Below are 15740 nucleotides of genomic sequence, written 5' to 3'. Positions count from 1 at the left end.
GGGGGCCGGAGGCGGTGTCATCGCCTCCGGCCCCCGTCCGTACCCCCGTGCGTGTCCCCGTCGGGCGGGGCGGCTCAGGCGGCCGCGGCCATGTCCCCCCGGTCGAAGGAGTCCAGGGTGCGGGTGAAGTCGCGGGTGGAGAGCAGCAGCTTGTAGACGATGGCCAGCTCGAAGACGAGCAGGAGGGCGCCGGAGACGATGGTCGCCGTCATCACGGAGTCGATGAACGGGCCGATCATGAAGACGCCCATCTGGAACTCGATGCCGCTGATCAGGTGGGGGCGGACCCGGTGGCGCAGCAGGAAGGACCGGACGCGCAGGTAGGCGGGGAAGCGGCGGCGGAACTCCTGGTGCAGGTCGACGACCTGGGTCTGCGGCGCGGCCTGGGTGACCTCGGCGGTGGCCGTGCGCAGGTCCTGCTCGATGTCGGCCTCGGGGTTCTCGCGCAGCAGGTCCTCCATGAAGGCCAGTTCCCGCTCGTTCTCGGCGCGGCGGGCCTCGCGCAGCCGGGCCTTGATCTGCTTGCGCATGGTGTGGCGGACCTTGAAGGTCTCCAGCGAGTTGATGTAGCGCAGGGCGTCACAGCCGATGACGGCGGCGGCGAGCCAGATGTAGAAGGTCTCGCCGGTGCGGTGGTACTGCCCTGCCATCAGGGCCACCGAACAGGCGGCGACCCGGACGCGGTCGAAGACGAAGTCGAGCCAGGCCCCGAACACGGACCCCTGGCCGGTGAGCCGGGCGACCTTGCCGTCCATGCAGTCGAGGATGAAGCTCAGGTGGTAGACGACGGCACCGGCGATCAGCCAGCGCCAGTCGCCGAGCGCGAAGAAGGCGGCGGAGACCAGACCCAGTACGAAGGCACCCCAGGTGAGCTGGTTGGGTGTGATCCTCGTGTACTTCGCGGTCAGCCGCACCAGGGGTGTGGCGACCGGGTCGACGAGCAGCACGGTCCACCAGGCGTCCCGCTTCTTCTGCGTGACGCGGCGCACTTCCGCGAGGTCGGGTATGTCTCGGCGCATGGGTCAACTTCCTGGCGTTCGAAATGAATTCACACCCAGCTTGGGTTTCGTTCATCCGAGGAACAAGAAGCGCCGACCACAACCTTTCGCAGGGGGTAACGGTCCAACCCGGTAACTGAGTCAATGCGTCTACCTCGCGGGGCCAGCGTTACCCCAACGTTATGAAATGACCGGACCGTTACCTAAAATGTGCCGGGACTTCACGGTAAACGTGGAACCTGACGGCTTGCCCCGCTATCCGCCACTTATCCGCGCCGCCCCGAACCACCGGCCAGCTCCGCCTCGATGAGGTCGGCGGCGCGTCGGGTGCCGCCCTCCGCCGCCATCTCCCGCTGCAGTTCCTTGAGCCGGCGGGCCACGTCGGGGTCGTCGACGAGGGCGAGGACCGCCCCGCGCAGGGCGTCCGCGGTCGCCTCCTCCTTGGGGAGGTGACGGGCGACGCCGAGCGACTGGAGCATGTCGGCGTTGCCGAACTGGTCGACGGCCTGCGGTACGGCGACCATGGGCGTGGCGGTGGCGAGCCCTTCCTGACTGCCGCCGGCGCCCGCGTGGGTGATGAACGCGTCGGCCTGCCTGAGGATCGCGAGCTGCGGCACCCAGTCCCGCACCTCCACACCGGCCGGGATCTCACCCAGCTCCGCCGGGTCGACGTGCCTGCCGACCTGGAGCACCGTGTGCCAGCCGGGCAGGTCGCCGAAGGCCCGCACGCACGCGCGGTAGAAGTCCGGCTGCTTGGTGAAGGCCGACCCGAGCGAGACGAGCAGCACCTTCTCGGCGTGCGCCGGGCGCGTCCAGTCGCCCTGTGCCGCACGGTCGCCCTGACAGGCGCCGACGAAGGTGTGACGGCTCTCGTCGACCCGGTCGGCGTGCGGCTGGAGGGCCTTCGGGATGAGGACGAGCGAGCGGCCCGGGCGAGCACCGAAGGAGTCGGGGTCCGTGTCCATCCCGTTCTCGTCCAGCCAGGCCTGGAAGCGGGCGTAGTAGGCACGGCCCCGCTCGGTCTCCCTCGGCTCGGCCCACATGGGCGCGGCCACCTCCTCGTAGCCGGTCCAGGCGACCAGGTTCGGGGAGAGCGAGATGGCCCGCACACCCCAGCGGCGGGCGAGGACGGGCGCGGGGTAGGAGGTGATGTCGTGCAGCACCAGGTCGGGTTCGTCACCCTCGTACGCCTCGACGAGCTGCGGCAGGGCCTGGATCGCGTCGTCCAGGAAGGGCTCCACGTTGTCGAGGAGCGTGCTCCCCCACGCCTCGGGGTCGGCGTCGGGACCGGGCAGCGTCGAGTGCCAGAGCTTCGGCTCGGCACCGGCCTCCGCGACCTTCTCCGCGAAGGCGGGCGGAATCGCGTACGTCACCCGGTGGCCTCTGGCCACCAGCTCCCTGATCACTTCGAGGCTCGGGTTCACGTGGCCGTGGGCGGCGATGGAGAACATGGCGATGTGGGAGGTCATGACTCGACAGTATGCGAGACGATACGTCTCGTACAACCTGGTTTTTGGGGTGCGCTGTCGGGTGCGGGTCCGGTGGGGCTTCTCACGCAGTTCCCCGCGCCCCTGAAGGATCAGGCCCTGCGGGCCTGAAGGGCGGTGGGACCGCGGGCCGAAAAGCAGGGGGCGCAGCCTCTGCTTTTCAGGGGCGCGGGGAACTGCGCGACCAGCCCCCACGCACCCGCACCCGCACCCGACAACGCACCCCCTCGGCACCACTAGCGCTGGTATCGGGCCAGGACCAGGTTGCCGTCCCGCTCCAGACGTCTCCGCAGCTCACCCAGGCCGATCGCCCCGCTGTAGTACTCCTGGTACGCGGGGGTGGCGACCTTGTCCTTCCACTCCGGGTAGCCGCGCACGGACTGGGCGGGGGCGGAGCGGAGGTGGGCGGCCAGCGCCGTGCCGACGGCCCAGTCGTGCTCGCTCGTGCGCAGCGCCGGGTCCTTCAGGGCCTCGGTGCCGGTCGGAAGCATCCAGTCGCCGAGGGCGAGGCGAACCATGTTCTCCGGGCGCAGCAGGAAGTCGATGAACTCGGCGGCCGCCTTCTTGTGCGGGCTGTCCTCGGCGACCGAGAGGGTCTGCGGGCTGACGCCCTGGGTGAGGCCGTCGGCGCCGGCCGGGGCGGGCAGCACCTGCCAGTCGAAGCCCTCGGGGGCCTGCTGCACGATCTGCTGGCGGTACGAGAAGCCGAGCGGGACCATCGCGTACCTGCCGCCGAAGAAACCGGGCAGGGTGTCGGAGCCACCCATGCCCAGCGTGGTGCGGGGCGCGCTCCCATCGGTGTTCACCTGGTCCCGCACGGCCCTCGGGACGACGGCGTCGGCCGCCTCGAAGCGGACCTCGACCCGGCCGTCCGCGTCCCGGTGGAACAGCTGCCCGCCCGCCGACAGGGAGAGGTTCAGGGTGGCCGACACCGGCTCCTTCAGCGGCCAGGCGACCCCGTACCGGCCGTCGCCGCTCAGCTCCCCGACGACCTCGCGGAACTCCTCCCAGCTCCACGGGTCCCCGGGGGTCGGCATGCGCACGCCCGACTTCCGCAACCACGTCGCGTTGGCGATCAGCACCCTCGGTTCCTGGAGGAACGGCACGCCGTAGATCCCGTCCCCGAACGTCGTCGTCTCCCAACTGCGCCCCGGGATGTCCGTCCTGAGCCGCTCGGGCAGCAGCTCGCGCAGGTCGGCGAGGTAGCCGCCGTACGCGAAGTCCGCGAGGTCGTCGGAGGCGTCGTGGATGATGTCCGGCGCCTCACCGCCCTCGAAGGAGGTGAGCAGCTGGTCGTGGACGCTGTCCCAACTCCCCTGGACGTACTCGACCTCGACGCCCGGGTGGGTGGCGTTCCACTCCTCCACCAGCTCCTTGTTGACGGCGACCGACTCCTCCTGCCAGGCCAGGGACTGGAAGCGGAGGGTGACCCGGCCGTCGGCACGGTCACCGTCGCCGGCCGTGCAGCCGCCGGCCAGGAGACACAGCAGCAGGGCCGTGGCCGGCCATCGGGCGCGCATCAGCTCTTCACCGCCCCGGCGAGCATGCCGCCCGTGATCCGCTTCTGGATGACCGCGAAGACGACCAGCGAGGGGAGCGTCGCGAGGAACGCCGCGGCGGCCAGGGGTCCGAGGTCGGCCACGCCCTCCGCGCCGATGAAGTGGGTGAGGACGACCGGGAGGGTCTGCTTCTCCGGGGTCTTCAGCAGCACCAGCGCGAAGAAGAACTCGTTCCACGCGGTGATGAACGCGAACAGCGCCGTCGCCACGATGCCCGGCGCCAGCAGCGGCGCCGTCACCGACACCAGCGTCCGCAGCCTCCCGGCCCCGTCCACCGCGGCCGCCTCCTCCAGCTCGACGGGCACAGCCCGGACGTAGCCGACGAGCATCCACAGCGCGAACGGCAGCGCCCACACCACGTAGACCATGACCAGCCCGGGCACGGAGTCGATCAGCCGCAGGTTCTTCAGCACCAGGAACAGCGGGATGATCACCAGCACGAACGGGAACGCCTGGCTGACCACCACCCACCCGGTCGCCATGCGCGAGAGCGTCGTGCGGTGCCGGGCCATGACGTAGGCCATCGGGGTCGCGACGAGTACGGCGACGACGGCCGCGCCGAGCGCCACGAGAAGGGAGTTCAGCGCGGCCTCCAGCAGCGGCTGCTCGTCGAAGGCCCGGCGGAAGTTGGCGAGGGTCGGGTTCCCGGGTACCCAGGTCGGATGGAGACTGCCCAGCTCGCGCGCCGGTTTGAAGGCGGTGGAGACCAGCCAGAGGAAGGGGAACGCGAGGAAGACGAGATACGCGAGAAGCGCCAGGTACTGGCCGGTGCGCGCGGTCCTGCTGGTCCTCACTCCTCACCACCCCGCCTCAGCCGGCCGGCCAGACGGAAGGCGAGGACGATCGAGATCACCGCGACCATCACGCATCCCATCGCCGCCGCGTACCCGAACTGCCCGTAGCGGAACGCCTCCTCGTACGCGAAGAGCATCGGCAGGCGGGTACGGCCGCCGGGGCCGCCGTTGGTCAGGACGTAGACCAGGGCGAAAGAGTTGAAGTTCCAGATCAGGTTGAGCGCCGAGATCGCGAGGGCGACGGGTCTGAGGGCGGGCCAGGTGACCGTGCGGAAGCGGCGCCAGGCGCCGGCGCCGTCCATCGCGGCGGCCTCGTGCAGTTCGCGCGGGGTGTTCTGCAGCCCGGCGAGCAGGGCGACGGTGGTCTGGGGCAGGCCCGCCCAGACGCCGACCACCATGACGGCGGGGAGGGCGGTGGCCAGTCCGCTCAGCCAGTCGCGGCCGTCGCCGAGGCCCAGGTCGCGGAGGGTCTCGTTGAGGATGCCCGCGTCGGGGTTGTAGACGAGCCGCCACATGATGCCGACGACCACCTCGGGCATGGCCCAGGGGATGATCGCGAGCGCCCGTGCCGGCCAGCGCAGCCGCAGGGGCTGGTTCAGGAGCAGGGCGAGACCGAGGGCCAGCAGGAACTGCGGCACGGTGACACCGAACGCCCACAGCAGGCCGATGCGGAACGACTCCCAGAAGAGGGTGTCGTGCAGCAGGTCCTGGAAGTTGAGGGTGCCGATCCAGCGGGTGGGCTCGGTCCGCCCGGACTGGGCGTCGGTGAACGCCAGCGCGATCCCGTAGAGCAGCGGTCCGACGCTCAGCACCAGGATGGGGATCAGCGCGGGCAGCACCAGGAACCAGGCGCCGTGGTCGATCGGGCGCCGCTCCCGGCCGTCCGCCGGGATGCGCCGCTTGGCCGGTCGCGTGCGTTTCGGCTTCGCGGTCGCCAAGGTCATGTCCGTCATGGTCCTGAGGGCATGACAGGGCGTCAAGGCAGCGCGCACAGGCTCCGACCTGTGCGAATGCGAGACTGGCCCCGATTGGCGTGAACCCGACGCCCCGAGGGGAGCGTCGGCCGTACGGACACGGAGGCGACGGATGGACGAGGTTCGGGCGCGGGACGTACTGGACGCGGCCGGTGTGCTGCCCGGTGCGGCCGGGGACGCGCGGCTGCTCGCACTGGGCGAGAACGCGGTGTTCGCCGCCGGTGACCTGGTGGTCAGGGTGGGCCGCGACGCCGAACTCCTGGATCGGGCCCGCCGCGAACTGGGCATCGCGGCCTGGCTCGCCGAGGCGGGCCTCCCGGCCGTGCGGGCCGCCGAGCCGGAGGCCCTGCTCGTCGAGGGGCACCCGGTGACCGTGTGGCACCGCCTGCCCGACGCCGTACGCCCGGCAGGTCCCCGCGATGTGGCCGAACTCCTACGGCTGGTGCACGCCCTGCCGGCCCCGCCGTTCGCGCTTCCCCGCCGTGAACTGCTGGGCGGCGTGGAGCGCTGGCTGCGCCTGGCCGGCGACGCGATCGACCCGGCGGACGCGGCCTACCTCCGCGAGCGGCGCGACGGCTTCGCGGCGGCCGCGGCCGCCCTCACCCCGCGGCTGTCCCCGGGCCCGATCCACGGCGACGCCCTCCCCCGCAATGTGCACGTCGGCCCGGACGGCCCCGTTCTCGTCGACCTGGAGACCTTCTCCGGCGACCTGCGCGAGCACGACCTCGTCGTCATGGCCCTCTCCCACGACCGCTACGGGCTGCCGGCGCGGGACTACGAGACCTTCACGGCCACCTACGGCTGGGACGTGCGGGAGTGGGACGGCTGCTCGGTGCTGCGCGGCGCCCGCGAGACGGCGAGCTGCGCCTGGGTGGCGCAGCACGCGCCGAGCAACCCGGCGGCGGCGGCCGAGTTCGCACGCCGTGTCGCCTCGCTGCGCGAGGGGGACGAGACGGTCCGCTGGTATCCGTTCTGAGCGGCCCCCGGTCAGACGGCCCGGAGGATGAGCGCCACCTCGTCGATCTCGGCGTCACGGGCCCGGGCGAAGCCCCGGTCGTGGCCGGTGACGACGAAGCCGCACTTCTCCAGCACGCGGATCGAGCCGGTGTTGTCGGCGGCCGCGTGGGCGTACAGGGGCCGGGTGGGGACCAGGTCGATCAGGGCGCCGAGCGCGGCCGTGGCGAGGCCCCGGCCCCAGTGGGCGCGGTCGATCCAGTACGTGACCTCGCGTTCGTCCGGCGGCCCGAAGACCGCGGCGGTGCCGACGACCTCGCCGTCGGCGAGCACCGTGCGGGCCAGGACGTCGGGGTCGGCACGGACCTTCGCCCAGTGGGCGTCGAAGAGCGTGCGGTCGTAGTGGTACGCCCCCGTGAAGGCGGCGATCCGCCGGGCCTCCGGATCGGAGGAGAACTCCCAGTACAACGGCAGGTCGCCGTCCCGGACTTCGCGCAGGGAGATCACGGCGGCCGTCATACCGTCTCCTCGGCCGACTCGCGCAGCGGCCAGGTCGCGTCCACGACCGCCTCCGGGTTGCCCTTGCGGCGCAGAAAGGTCTGGAAGTCGGCGGCCCACTCGGCGTACCACTCGATCTGGCGGCGGTGCAGCTCGGCCGGGCCGAGGGCGGCGACCTTCGGGTGGCGCTGGGCTATCGCGCGGGCGAGCCGGGCGGCGGCCAGGGCGTCGGCGGTGGCGTCGTGCGCGCTGTCGAGCGCGACGCCGTACTCCCCGCAGACCGCTTCGAGGTTGCGCTTGCCGCGGCGGTAGCGGTCGACGGAACGGTCGATCGTGTACGGGTCGATGACCGGCGCCGGGTCGGTGCCGAGCCGGTCGCGCAGGGACGGCAGGGCGTACCGGCGCAGCTCGGCGGAGAGCAGGCTCAGGTCGAAGGCCGCGTTGTAGGCCACGACCGGGACGCCCGTCTTCCAGTAGGAGACGAGGACGTCGGCGATGGCGTCGGCGACCTGGTCGGCGGGTCTGCCCTCGGCGACCGCGCGGGCGTTGGTGATGCCGTGCACCGCCACCGCCTCCTCCGGGATCTCCATGCCCGGATCGGCCAGCCATTCCCGGTGTCCGACCGGCTCCCCGTCCCTGACCTCGATCACCGCGCCCGTGACGATACGCGCCTCGCGCGGGTCCGTCCCGGTGGTCTCCAGGTCGAAGCCGATCAGCAGCTGCCGGTGCCAACCCATGCTGGCCCCCCTTCTTGGTGATGCTTTCCCCCAGTGACCACCACCATCGCATGGGCCACTGACAATCCGAGGACCGCGTTCCGCCTGACGCCGGGCCACCGCGTCACGGCCCGTGTCACGCCCGGCTCACGACACCGGTCGCGAGTCCGCCCACGCCACTTCGAACTCCTCCCGGTAGGTGTCCAAAAGCCCGACTTCGCCGCTGTCGCCGGCTTTGAGGACCCGGCGGCCGCCGCGCAGCACGAGGACCGGCGCCTCCATGCCCCGGGTGCGGCGCAGATACGTCTGGACGACCGCGACCCCGTCCGAGCCGTCGCCGTCCACGAGGTAGGCGGTGAAGCGGGGCGTCTCGTCGAAGACCTGGATCTCGAAGGCGTCGGGGTCCCGCAGCCGCGAGCGGACCCGGCGCATATGGAGGATGTTCATCTCCACCGCCCGGCTCAACTCACCCCTCTTTATGCCCAGTTCACGCTCGCGTCGCTTGACCGCGCTGGACGCCGGGTTGAGGAAGAGCAGCCGCGCCCGGCAGCCCGATTCGGCGAGCCGCACGAGCCGCCGCCCGGAGAAGTTCTGCACGAGCAGGTTCAGGCCTATGCCGATGGCGTCGAGGCGGCGGGCGCCGCCGAAGAGGTCCTCGGCGGGGAACTGCCGCAGCAGCCGCACCCGGTCGGGGTGGACGCCGACCACGTCCGCGTACCGGTCGCCGACCAGCTCCTCGACCGCGTCGACGGGCAGCCGGCGCGCGGAGGGCACGTCGCTGCCCGCGCCCAGGATCTCCAGCAGCTTCGCCGAGGCACGCTCGGCCTGGGCGAGGACGGCCTCGGACAGGGCCCGGTTGCGGGAGACGACGTTCCGGGTGACCTCCAGCTCGTCCAGGGCCAGTTCCACGTCGCGCCGCTCGTCGATGTAGGGCTCGAAGCAGGGCCAGTGCTGCACCATCAGCTCGCGCAGCTGGGGCAGGGTGAGGAAGCTCAGGGTGTTGTCGTCGGCGGGGTCGAGCAGATAGCCCTTGCGGCGGCTGACCTCGCGTACGGCGACGGCACGCTGCACCCACTCCTGACCGGCGGGTCCGGCGGCGGCGACCACCCAGTCGTCGCCGTGGACGGGCTCGTAGACGGGTCGCAGCACGGCGGCCACCACGGCGCGCAGCCGCTGTTCGACGAGGTTCAGCCAGATGTAGGCGCGACCGGCCCGCTGGGCGCGGGTGCGCACTTCGAGCCAGGCGTCGGCGTTCCAGTCCAGTTCCGGGCCGATGGATCCCGTCTCCATCGGCCGTGCCAGGGACACCGCGCCGGGCGGGACATCCGTGGAGTTCCCCTCGTGACCCGTGTCGCCCGTGTCACCAGGAGGCAGCTCCAGCCCTCCCGAGCCCACCCGCGTACCGCCTTCCGCTCCCCTGAGCCGACCCCTACTCAACGATCAAGGAGGGTACTCCGGTAGCGGATGACGATACAGCCGGATGGGCAGGTCGTTTCCCAACTACCGGACGTGACGGCCCTGTTCCGCCCCGTTGCCGGGCCGGGAGTGAGCTGATTCATAGGCGGTCGGCGGCGAGGACCCGACACTGGCGGCCTCCGGAGCGTCACGAAGTGCCCCGCACTGGGCAGGAGGGACGTATGTCCTAGGAGGTTCCATCAGTTTGGGGGAGACTCCCCTCGGAGTCGCCCCCAGCGGCGCGCGACAACTGGAAGAGTCGTATCCATGCAGGTCTGGCCTGGACAGGCGTATCCACTCGGTGCCACGTACGACGGCGCCGGTACCAACTTCGCGGTCTTCTCGGAGGCCGCGCATCGAGTCGAGCTGTGTCTGCTGGACGACGACGGCTCCGAGACGGCGGTGGAACTGCGCGAGACGGACGCGTTCGTGCGGCACGCGTACCTGCCCGGTGTGATGCCGGGACAGCGGTACGGATTCCGCGTGCACGGCCCGTACGCGCCGGAGCGCGGGCTGCGCTCCAACTCCGCGAAGCTGCTCCTCGACCCGTACGCGCGAGCCATCAGCGGCGCGGTCAAGTGGGGCGAGGAGGTGTACGGCTACCGCTTCGGGGCGCCCGAGGAGCGCAACGACCTCGACTCGGCGCCCCACATGATGACGTCCGTCGTGGTGAACCCCTACTTCGACTGGGGCGACGACCGGCGGCCCCGCACCGAGTACCACCACACGGTGATCTACGAGGCCCATGTCAAGGGCCTCACCATGCGCCACCCGGGGCTGCCCGAGGAACTGCGCGGCACGTACGCGGCGCTCGCCCACCCGGCGATCATCGAGCATCTGACCGCGCTGGGCGTCACGGCACTGGAGCTGATGCCCGTACACCAGTTCGTGAACGACCACCGGCTCGCCGACATGGGCCTCGGCAACTACTGGGGCTACAACACGATCGGCTTCTTCGCCCCGCACAACGCGTACGCCTCCTGGGGCGACCGGGGACAGCAGGTGCTGGAGTTCAAGTCGGCGGTGCGGGCGCTGCACGAGGCGGGGATCGAGGTCATCCTCGACGTGGTCTACAACCACACCGCCGAGGGCAACCACCTGGGGCCGACGCTCTCCTTCAAGGGCCTCGACAACCCGTCGTACTACCGGCTCACGGACGACCCGCGCTACTACATGGACACCACGGGCACGGGCAACTCCCTGCTGATGCGGTCGCCGCACGTCCTGCAGCTGATCATGGACTCGCTGCGGTACTGGGTCACCGAGATGCATGTCGACGGCTTCCGCTTCGACCTCGCGGCGACGCTGGCCCGGCAGTTCCACGAGGTGGACCGGCTGTCGTCGTTCTTCGACCTCGTCCAGCAGGACCCGGTGGTCTCCCAGGTGAAGCTGATCGCCGAGCCCTGGGACGTCGGCGAGGGCGGCTACCAGGTGGGGAACTTCCCGCCGCTGTGGACCGAGTGGAACGGCAAGTACCGCGACACCGTGCGGGACCTGTGGCGGGGCGAGCCGCGCACGCTCGCGGAGTTCGCGTCCCGGCTGACCGGCTCCTCCGACCTGTACCAGGACGACGGGCGGCGCCCGCTGGCCTCCATCAACTTCGTGACCTGCCACGACGGCTTCACGATGCGGGACCTGGTCTCCTACAACGAGAAGCACAACGACGCCAACGGCGAGGACAACCGGGACGGGGAGAGCCACAACCGGTCCTGGAACTGCGGGGCCGAGGGCGAGACCGACGACCCCGGGGTGATCGCGCTGCGCGTCCGCCAGATGCGGAACTTCATCGCCACCCTGATGCTGTCGCAGGGCGTGCCGATGCTCAGCCACGGGGACGAGTTCGCGCGTACGCAGGGCGGCAACAACAACGCCTACTGCCAGGACAACGAGTTGTCGTGGGTGCCGTGGCCGTCCGACGGCGGCAGCGGCGAGGACGGGGACGAGGGCGGGGTCTACGGGGACCTGCTGGAGTTCACGCGCGCGATGGTGTGGCTGCGCAAGGACCACCCCGTCTTCCGGCGGCGCCGGTTCTTCCACGGGCGGCCGGTGGAGGGGACGCACGACGAGCTGTCGGACATCGCCTGGTTCACACCGCAGGGGCAGGAGATGGAGCAGCGGGACTGGGACTCGGCGCAGGCCGGGGCGTTGAGCGTGTTCCTGAACGGCAACGCGATCTCCGAGCCGGGTGCGCGCGGTGAGCGGATCGGTGACGACTCGTTCCTGCTGATGGTGAACGCGTCGGCCGAGCCGCTGGAGTTCGTGGTGCCGGTCAACCACGGGCCGCAGTGGCAGATGGTGGTGGACACGGGGCGCGAGGACGCGGTTCCGGCGGACGGGCCGAAGGTGGCGGCCGGGGAGAGGGTGAGTCTGGTGGACCGGAGTCTGGTGGTCTTCCGGCGGCCGGCCTAGGTGGAGTGCCCCGTGATGCGCGAGGACCCCCGCGTCGCCGGAAGCGATACGTGTCGTCGCGTGTCACGGTGCTCCAAATGTCGTGGGGCGGGTACGTAGGACTGCATGACCTCTGTCGTGCCTGCCGCCACCTACCGCATCCAGCTCCAGCCCGGCTTCCCCTTCGCCGCCGCCGCGGCCGCCGTCCCGTACATCGCCTCCCTCGGCGTCTCCCATCTGCACCTCTCCCCCGTGCTGGAGGCCGTCCCCGGGTCCGCGCACGGCTACGACGTGGTCGACCACGGGCGGGTGCGGGAGGAACTCGGGGGCGAGGAGGGACTGCGGGCGCTGGCCCGCACCGCGCGGGAGCACGGACTCGGCCTCGTCGTGGACATCGTGCCGAACCACATGGCCATGGCCCCTCGGCACAACCGGGCGCTGTGGGAGGTGCTGCGGGAGGGGCCGGAGTCGGCGTACGCGCGGTGGTTCGACATCGACTGGGAGGCACAGGGCGGCCGGGTGCTGCTGCCGGTGCTCGGGGGGCCGCTGGGCGCGGAGATCGACCAGTTCGTGGTCGACGGGCGGGAGCTGCGCTACTACGACCACGCGTTCCCGCTGCGGGAGGGCACCGAGAAGCTGCCGCTGCCGCAGCTGCTGGACGCGCAGTGGTACCGGCCGGTGTGGTGGCGGCTGGCCCGGACGGAGCTGAACTACCGGCGCTTCTTCAGCATCTCGGAGCTGATCGGGGTGCGGGTCGAGGAGCCGGACGTGTTCGACGCGACCCACGCGAAGATCCTGCGGCTGCTGGAGGAGGGCGTCGTCGACGGGCTGCGGGTCGACCATCCCGACGGGCTCGCCGATCCGGACGCCTATCTGCGGCGGCTGCACGGGGCGACCGGCGGGCGGTGGACCGTCGTCGAGAAGATCCTGGCGGACGGGGAGCCGCTGCCGGCGGCCTGGCCGGTCGCGGGGACCACCGGCTACGACGCGCTGCGGCACGTCGACGGGCTGTTCACGGATCCGGCGGGGGCCGATGAACTGGTGGACCGTTACCTGCGGTTCACGGCCGCGCAGACCGACCGGGGCGGCGACTGGGAGTCGACCGTGCGGCGGGCCGCGTACCGGGTGCTCACGCACGAACTGGTCGCCGAGGTGGAACGGCTCACCCGGGTGGCGCACCGCCTGTGCGAGCGCTCCCCGCTGCTCGCCCTGCGCGACCAGGCGCCGTGGGCGCTGCGCACCGCGCTGTGCGAGCTGCTCGCGCGGATGGAGGTGTACCGGCCGTACACCTCCGAGGACGCCTCCCTCGTCGTCACCGAGGAGGCCGCGGCCGAGGCGCGCGCGCTGTTCGTGGTGCCCGAGGAGGCCCGGTCGGTGGACGCCGTACGGGATCTGGTGCTGGGCCGGGCCGGTGACGGGCCGGAGCACGCGGAGTTCCGGGCCCGGTTCGCGCAGACCTCCTCGGCGCTGCGGGCCAAGTCGGTGGAGGACACGGCTTTCTACCGTTATGTGCCGCTGCTCTCGGCGAACGAGGTGGGGGGCGATCCGGGCAGCCCGGCCGTGTCGGCCGAGGACTTCCACGCCTACTGCGCCCGGGTGCAGCGCGACTGGCCGGCGACGGGGACCGTGCTGTCGACGCACGACACCAAGCGCAGCGCGGATGTGCGGGCGGCGATCGCGGTGCTCGCGGAGTGCCCGCAGCGGTGGGGCGACGTCCTGGCGGAGGTGACGGGGGCCGGCGCCGGGGCCGGTGTGCCGGATCCGCAGCTGGCGTGGGCGGCCTGGCAGACGGCGTTCGGGCTCGGGCCCGCGGACGGCGACCGGCTGCGGGACGCCCTGCTGAAGCATGTGCGGGAGGCCGGTCTGCACACCTCTTGGACCGAGCAGAACCCGGCGTACGAAGGGGCGGTGGCGGAGTTCGTCGCGCGGGGCCCCGCCGTGGACACCCGGGTCGCCGCGCTGCGGGAGGAGCTGGAGCCGTACGTGCGGGCCAACCGCCTCGGCGCGGCCCTGGTGCAGCTGACCATGCCCGGAGTGCCGGACCTCTACCAGGGGACGGAGGACGAGTACCGGGCGCTGGTGGACCCGGACAACCGCCGGCCCTTCGCGCCGCGCGACGCGGGCCCCGACGCGTCCGAGAAGTTCCGGCTCACCTCGGCCGCGCTGCGGCTGCGCGCGCGGCGGCCGGAGGTGTTCGGGGACGCGGCGACGTACGTACCGCTGTCGGCGGACGGGCCCGGGGCCGGGCACTGTGTGGCCTTCGCCCGGTCCGGGGAGGTGGTCACGGCGGTGACACGGCTGTCGCTGCGGCTGGCGGAGGCCGGGGGCTGGCGGGACACCCGGCTGACGCTGCCGGAGGGCCGGTGGGCCGAGGTGCTCGGCGGGGAACGGGAGTTCACGGGCGACGTGCGGGTGGCGGACCTCTTCGGGACACTGCCGGTCGCGCTCCTGGAGCGGGTCGGCGCGTGAGGGCGGCTCCCCCGCCGGAGTGACGGGGGGACGTCACCCCGGCGGGGCGGGGAGTGGTGGCTCTCGTACGGGGAATCGGTGAATGCGCTCGGGCGCCCCTGGGCGCCGCCCCCCATAAAGGCGGACACTGGGCATATCCCCCACCCGGCCGTGCCGGGTGTGCGGATGCTGATGCCAGGTGGACTGGACGGGGGTGGGTCTGCTGTCGGAGCTCGGTTATCCCACGGTGGCGGAACTGGAGGCGGCGGCACGGACTCTGACGGTGCGCCGGCCGGGGCTGTGCGCGTTGCGGCGGATCGGTGTGTCCCGCGCGGGCCGGCCGCTGCGGCTGCTGTCCGTGGGCCATGCGAGACGCGCGGTCCTGGTCGTCGCGGGCGCCCACGCGAACGAGCCGACCGGCGGCTCCACGGTGCTCGCGCTGGCCGAACGGGTCCTGCGGGAGCGGGAGTTGCGGTCCGGTGTCTCCTGGCACTTCGTGCTGTGCGCCGACCCGGACGGGGCGAGTCTGCACACGACCCCGGCGCCGCGCACCCTGTTCGACTACCACCTGGGGTTCTTCCGGCCGGCCGGTCCCGAGCAGCCGGAGTGGTCGCCGTCGGTGCTGCCGCCCGACCGGCTGCCGCCCGAGACGCACGCTCTTCTCGGTGTGCTGGACGAGCTGCGGCCCTACCTCCAGGTCACCCTGCACGGCACCGATCTCGGCGGCAGCTGGGTGCAGTTGACCAAGGACGTGCCTGGGCTGGCCGAGCCGTTCGCCAAGTCGGCGGCCGAGCTGGGGATACCGGTGGAGAGGGGCGCCTCGGACGCCGCGGGCTGGCCGGTGTCCGGGCCGGGGGTGTTCGTGATGCCCCGGCCCGGCGGTCACGCCGCCTACCCGAGCATGCCGGACGACGCCCGGCACAGCACCTGGTACCACGCCCACCGGTACGGCGGCCTGACGGCGGTCGTCGAGGTGCCGATGTGGGCGAGCGACCTGGTGGACGACATCGCCCCGCACCCGGCCCCGGCGGCGGCGCTGCGCCATCTGGCGCGGCGGCTCCTCACGGACGCGGGCCAGGTGGAGCGGGTGCTCGCTCAGGCGCTGCCTGGGCTGCCGGGCCCCGAGGGGCCGTTGCTGCGGGCCGCCCGGTGGGCGTTGGCCCTGGTGCCGGGGCTGGCCCGGGACTGGACCGACGGGCCGCCGCCGGACCTGTCGACGGCGTACGTGGGCAGTGTGGACGCCTTCGGGCGCCGGCTGCCGCTGCGGGCCGCGGCGATGCTGCGGCGCGTCCTGGTGGAAGCCGGGGCACCGGGGGCGCCCCTCCTCGAAGGGCTCGTCGCCGAGTGGTGCGAGTCCTTCGCCGACCGGTTCCGCGCCCGGCCGGTGCCGCTGGCCGACCAGGTCGAGCACCAGGTGCGCACGGTGCTGGCCGCCGCGTCCTGTGCGCGGGGGGCCACGGGGACCTGAG

12 protein-coding genes are annotated in these 15740 nt (G+C 72.2%); 4 read left to right on the top strand and 8 right to left on the bottom strand.

Going from position 1 to position 15740, the window contains the following annotated elements; all coding sequences use genetic code 11:
• Positions 1 to 74 precede the first annotated feature (74 nt).
• From H4687_RS35560 to H4687_RS35540, 5 genes are all read right to left on the bottom strand, one after another.
• Positions 75 to 1019: a CDP-alcohol phosphatidyltransferase family protein gene (locus H4687_RS35560; RefSeq protein ID WP_046918049.1), complete on the bottom strand. Its 945-nt coding sequence runs from the start codon at positions 1017 to 1019 to the stop codon at positions 75 to 77.
• Between the two features lie 245 nt (positions 1020 to 1264).
• Positions 1265 to 2467, bottom strand: a complete 1203-nt coding sequence (locus H4687_RS35555) for a glycosyltransferase (protein WP_046918050.1) — start codon at positions 2465 to 2467, stop codon at positions 1265 to 1267.
• 254 nt (positions 2468 to 2721) lie between these two features.
• A complete protein-coding gene (locus H4687_RS35550; RefSeq protein WP_046918051.1) occupies positions 2722 to 4005 on the bottom strand; it encodes an ABC transporter substrate-binding protein in 1284 nt (427 codons plus the stop codon).
• The gene (locus H4687_RS35545) at positions 4005 to 4838 is read right to left on the bottom strand and encodes a carbohydrate ABC transporter permease (protein ID WP_046918052.1); all 834 of its coding nucleotides are present in this window, start codon (positions 4836 to 4838) and stop codon (positions 4005 to 4007) included. Before H4687_RS35545 ends, H4687_RS35550 begins: the two co-directional genes overlap by 1 nt.
• Positions 4835 to 5782 carry a carbohydrate ABC transporter permease gene (locus H4687_RS35540; protein WP_046918070.1) on the bottom strand — a complete coding sequence of 316 codons (948 nt, stop codon included), beginning with the start codon at positions 5780 to 5782 and terminating at the stop codon, positions 4835 to 4837. Before H4687_RS35540 ends, H4687_RS35545 begins: the two co-directional genes overlap by 4 nt.
• A 142-nt stretch (positions 5783 to 5924) precedes the next feature.
• On the opposite strand from H4687_RS35540, the gene H4687_RS35535 reads away from it, so the two are divergent.
• A complete protein-coding gene (locus H4687_RS35535) occupies positions 5925 to 6788 on the top strand; it encodes a phosphotransferase enzyme family protein (RefSeq protein ID WP_046918053.1) in 864 nt (287 codons plus the stop codon).
• 11 nt (positions 6789 to 6799) lie between these two features.
• Here the strand turns inward: H4687_RS35535 and H4687_RS35530 are convergent, their stop codons facing one another.
• From H4687_RS35530 to H4687_RS35520, 3 genes are all read right to left on the bottom strand, one after another.
• Entirely contained in the window at positions 6800 to 7285 is a 486-nt protein-coding gene (locus H4687_RS35530) for a GNAT family N-acetyltransferase (RefSeq protein WP_046918054.1), read from the bottom strand.
• A complete protein-coding gene (locus H4687_RS35525; RefSeq protein ID WP_046918055.1) occupies positions 7282 to 8001 on the bottom strand; it encodes a 3'-5' exonuclease in 720 nt (239 codons plus the stop codon). Before H4687_RS35525 ends, H4687_RS35530 begins: the two co-directional genes overlap by 4 nt.
• A gap of 126 nt (positions 8002 to 8127) precedes the next feature.
• Complete coding sequence (locus tag H4687_RS35520) at positions 8128 to 9375, bottom strand: SAV2148 family HEPN domain-containing protein (protein ID WP_046918056.1); 1248 nt, start codon at positions 9373 to 9375, stop codon at positions 8128 to 8130.
• 327 nt (positions 9376 to 9702) lie between these two features.
• On the opposite strand from H4687_RS35520, the gene glgX reads away from it, so the two are divergent.
• From glgX to H4687_RS35505, 3 genes are all read left to right on the top strand, one after another.
• Positions 9703 to 11844, top strand: coding sequence for a glycogen debranching protein GlgX (gene glgX, locus H4687_RS35515; RefSeq protein WP_046918057.1), 2142 nt, complete (start codon positions 9703 to 9705; stop codon positions 11842 to 11844).
• A 105-nt stretch (positions 11845 to 11949) separates the two neighbouring features.
• Positions 11950 to 14292, top strand: a complete 2343-nt coding sequence (gene treY / locus H4687_RS35510) for a malto-oligosyltrehalose synthase (protein WP_046918058.1) — start codon at positions 11950 to 11952, stop codon at positions 14290 to 14292.
• Between the two features lie 193 nt (positions 14293 to 14485).
• Entirely contained in the window at positions 14486 to 15739 is a 1254-nt protein-coding gene (locus tag H4687_RS35505; protein WP_046918059.1) for a M14 family zinc carboxypeptidase, read from the top strand.
• The last annotated feature ends 1 nt before the right edge of the window (position 15740 follow it).

Origin of the sequence: Streptomyces stelliscabiei, assembly GCF_014873495.1 — a bacterium.
Taxonomy (GTDB): domain Bacteria; phylum Actinomycetota; class Actinomycetes; order Streptomycetales; family Streptomycetaceae; genus Streptomyces; species Streptomyces bottropensis.
The sequence above is the reverse complement of the archived record's forward strand: the minus strand, read 5'-3'. Positions and strand labels throughout refer to the sequence as shown.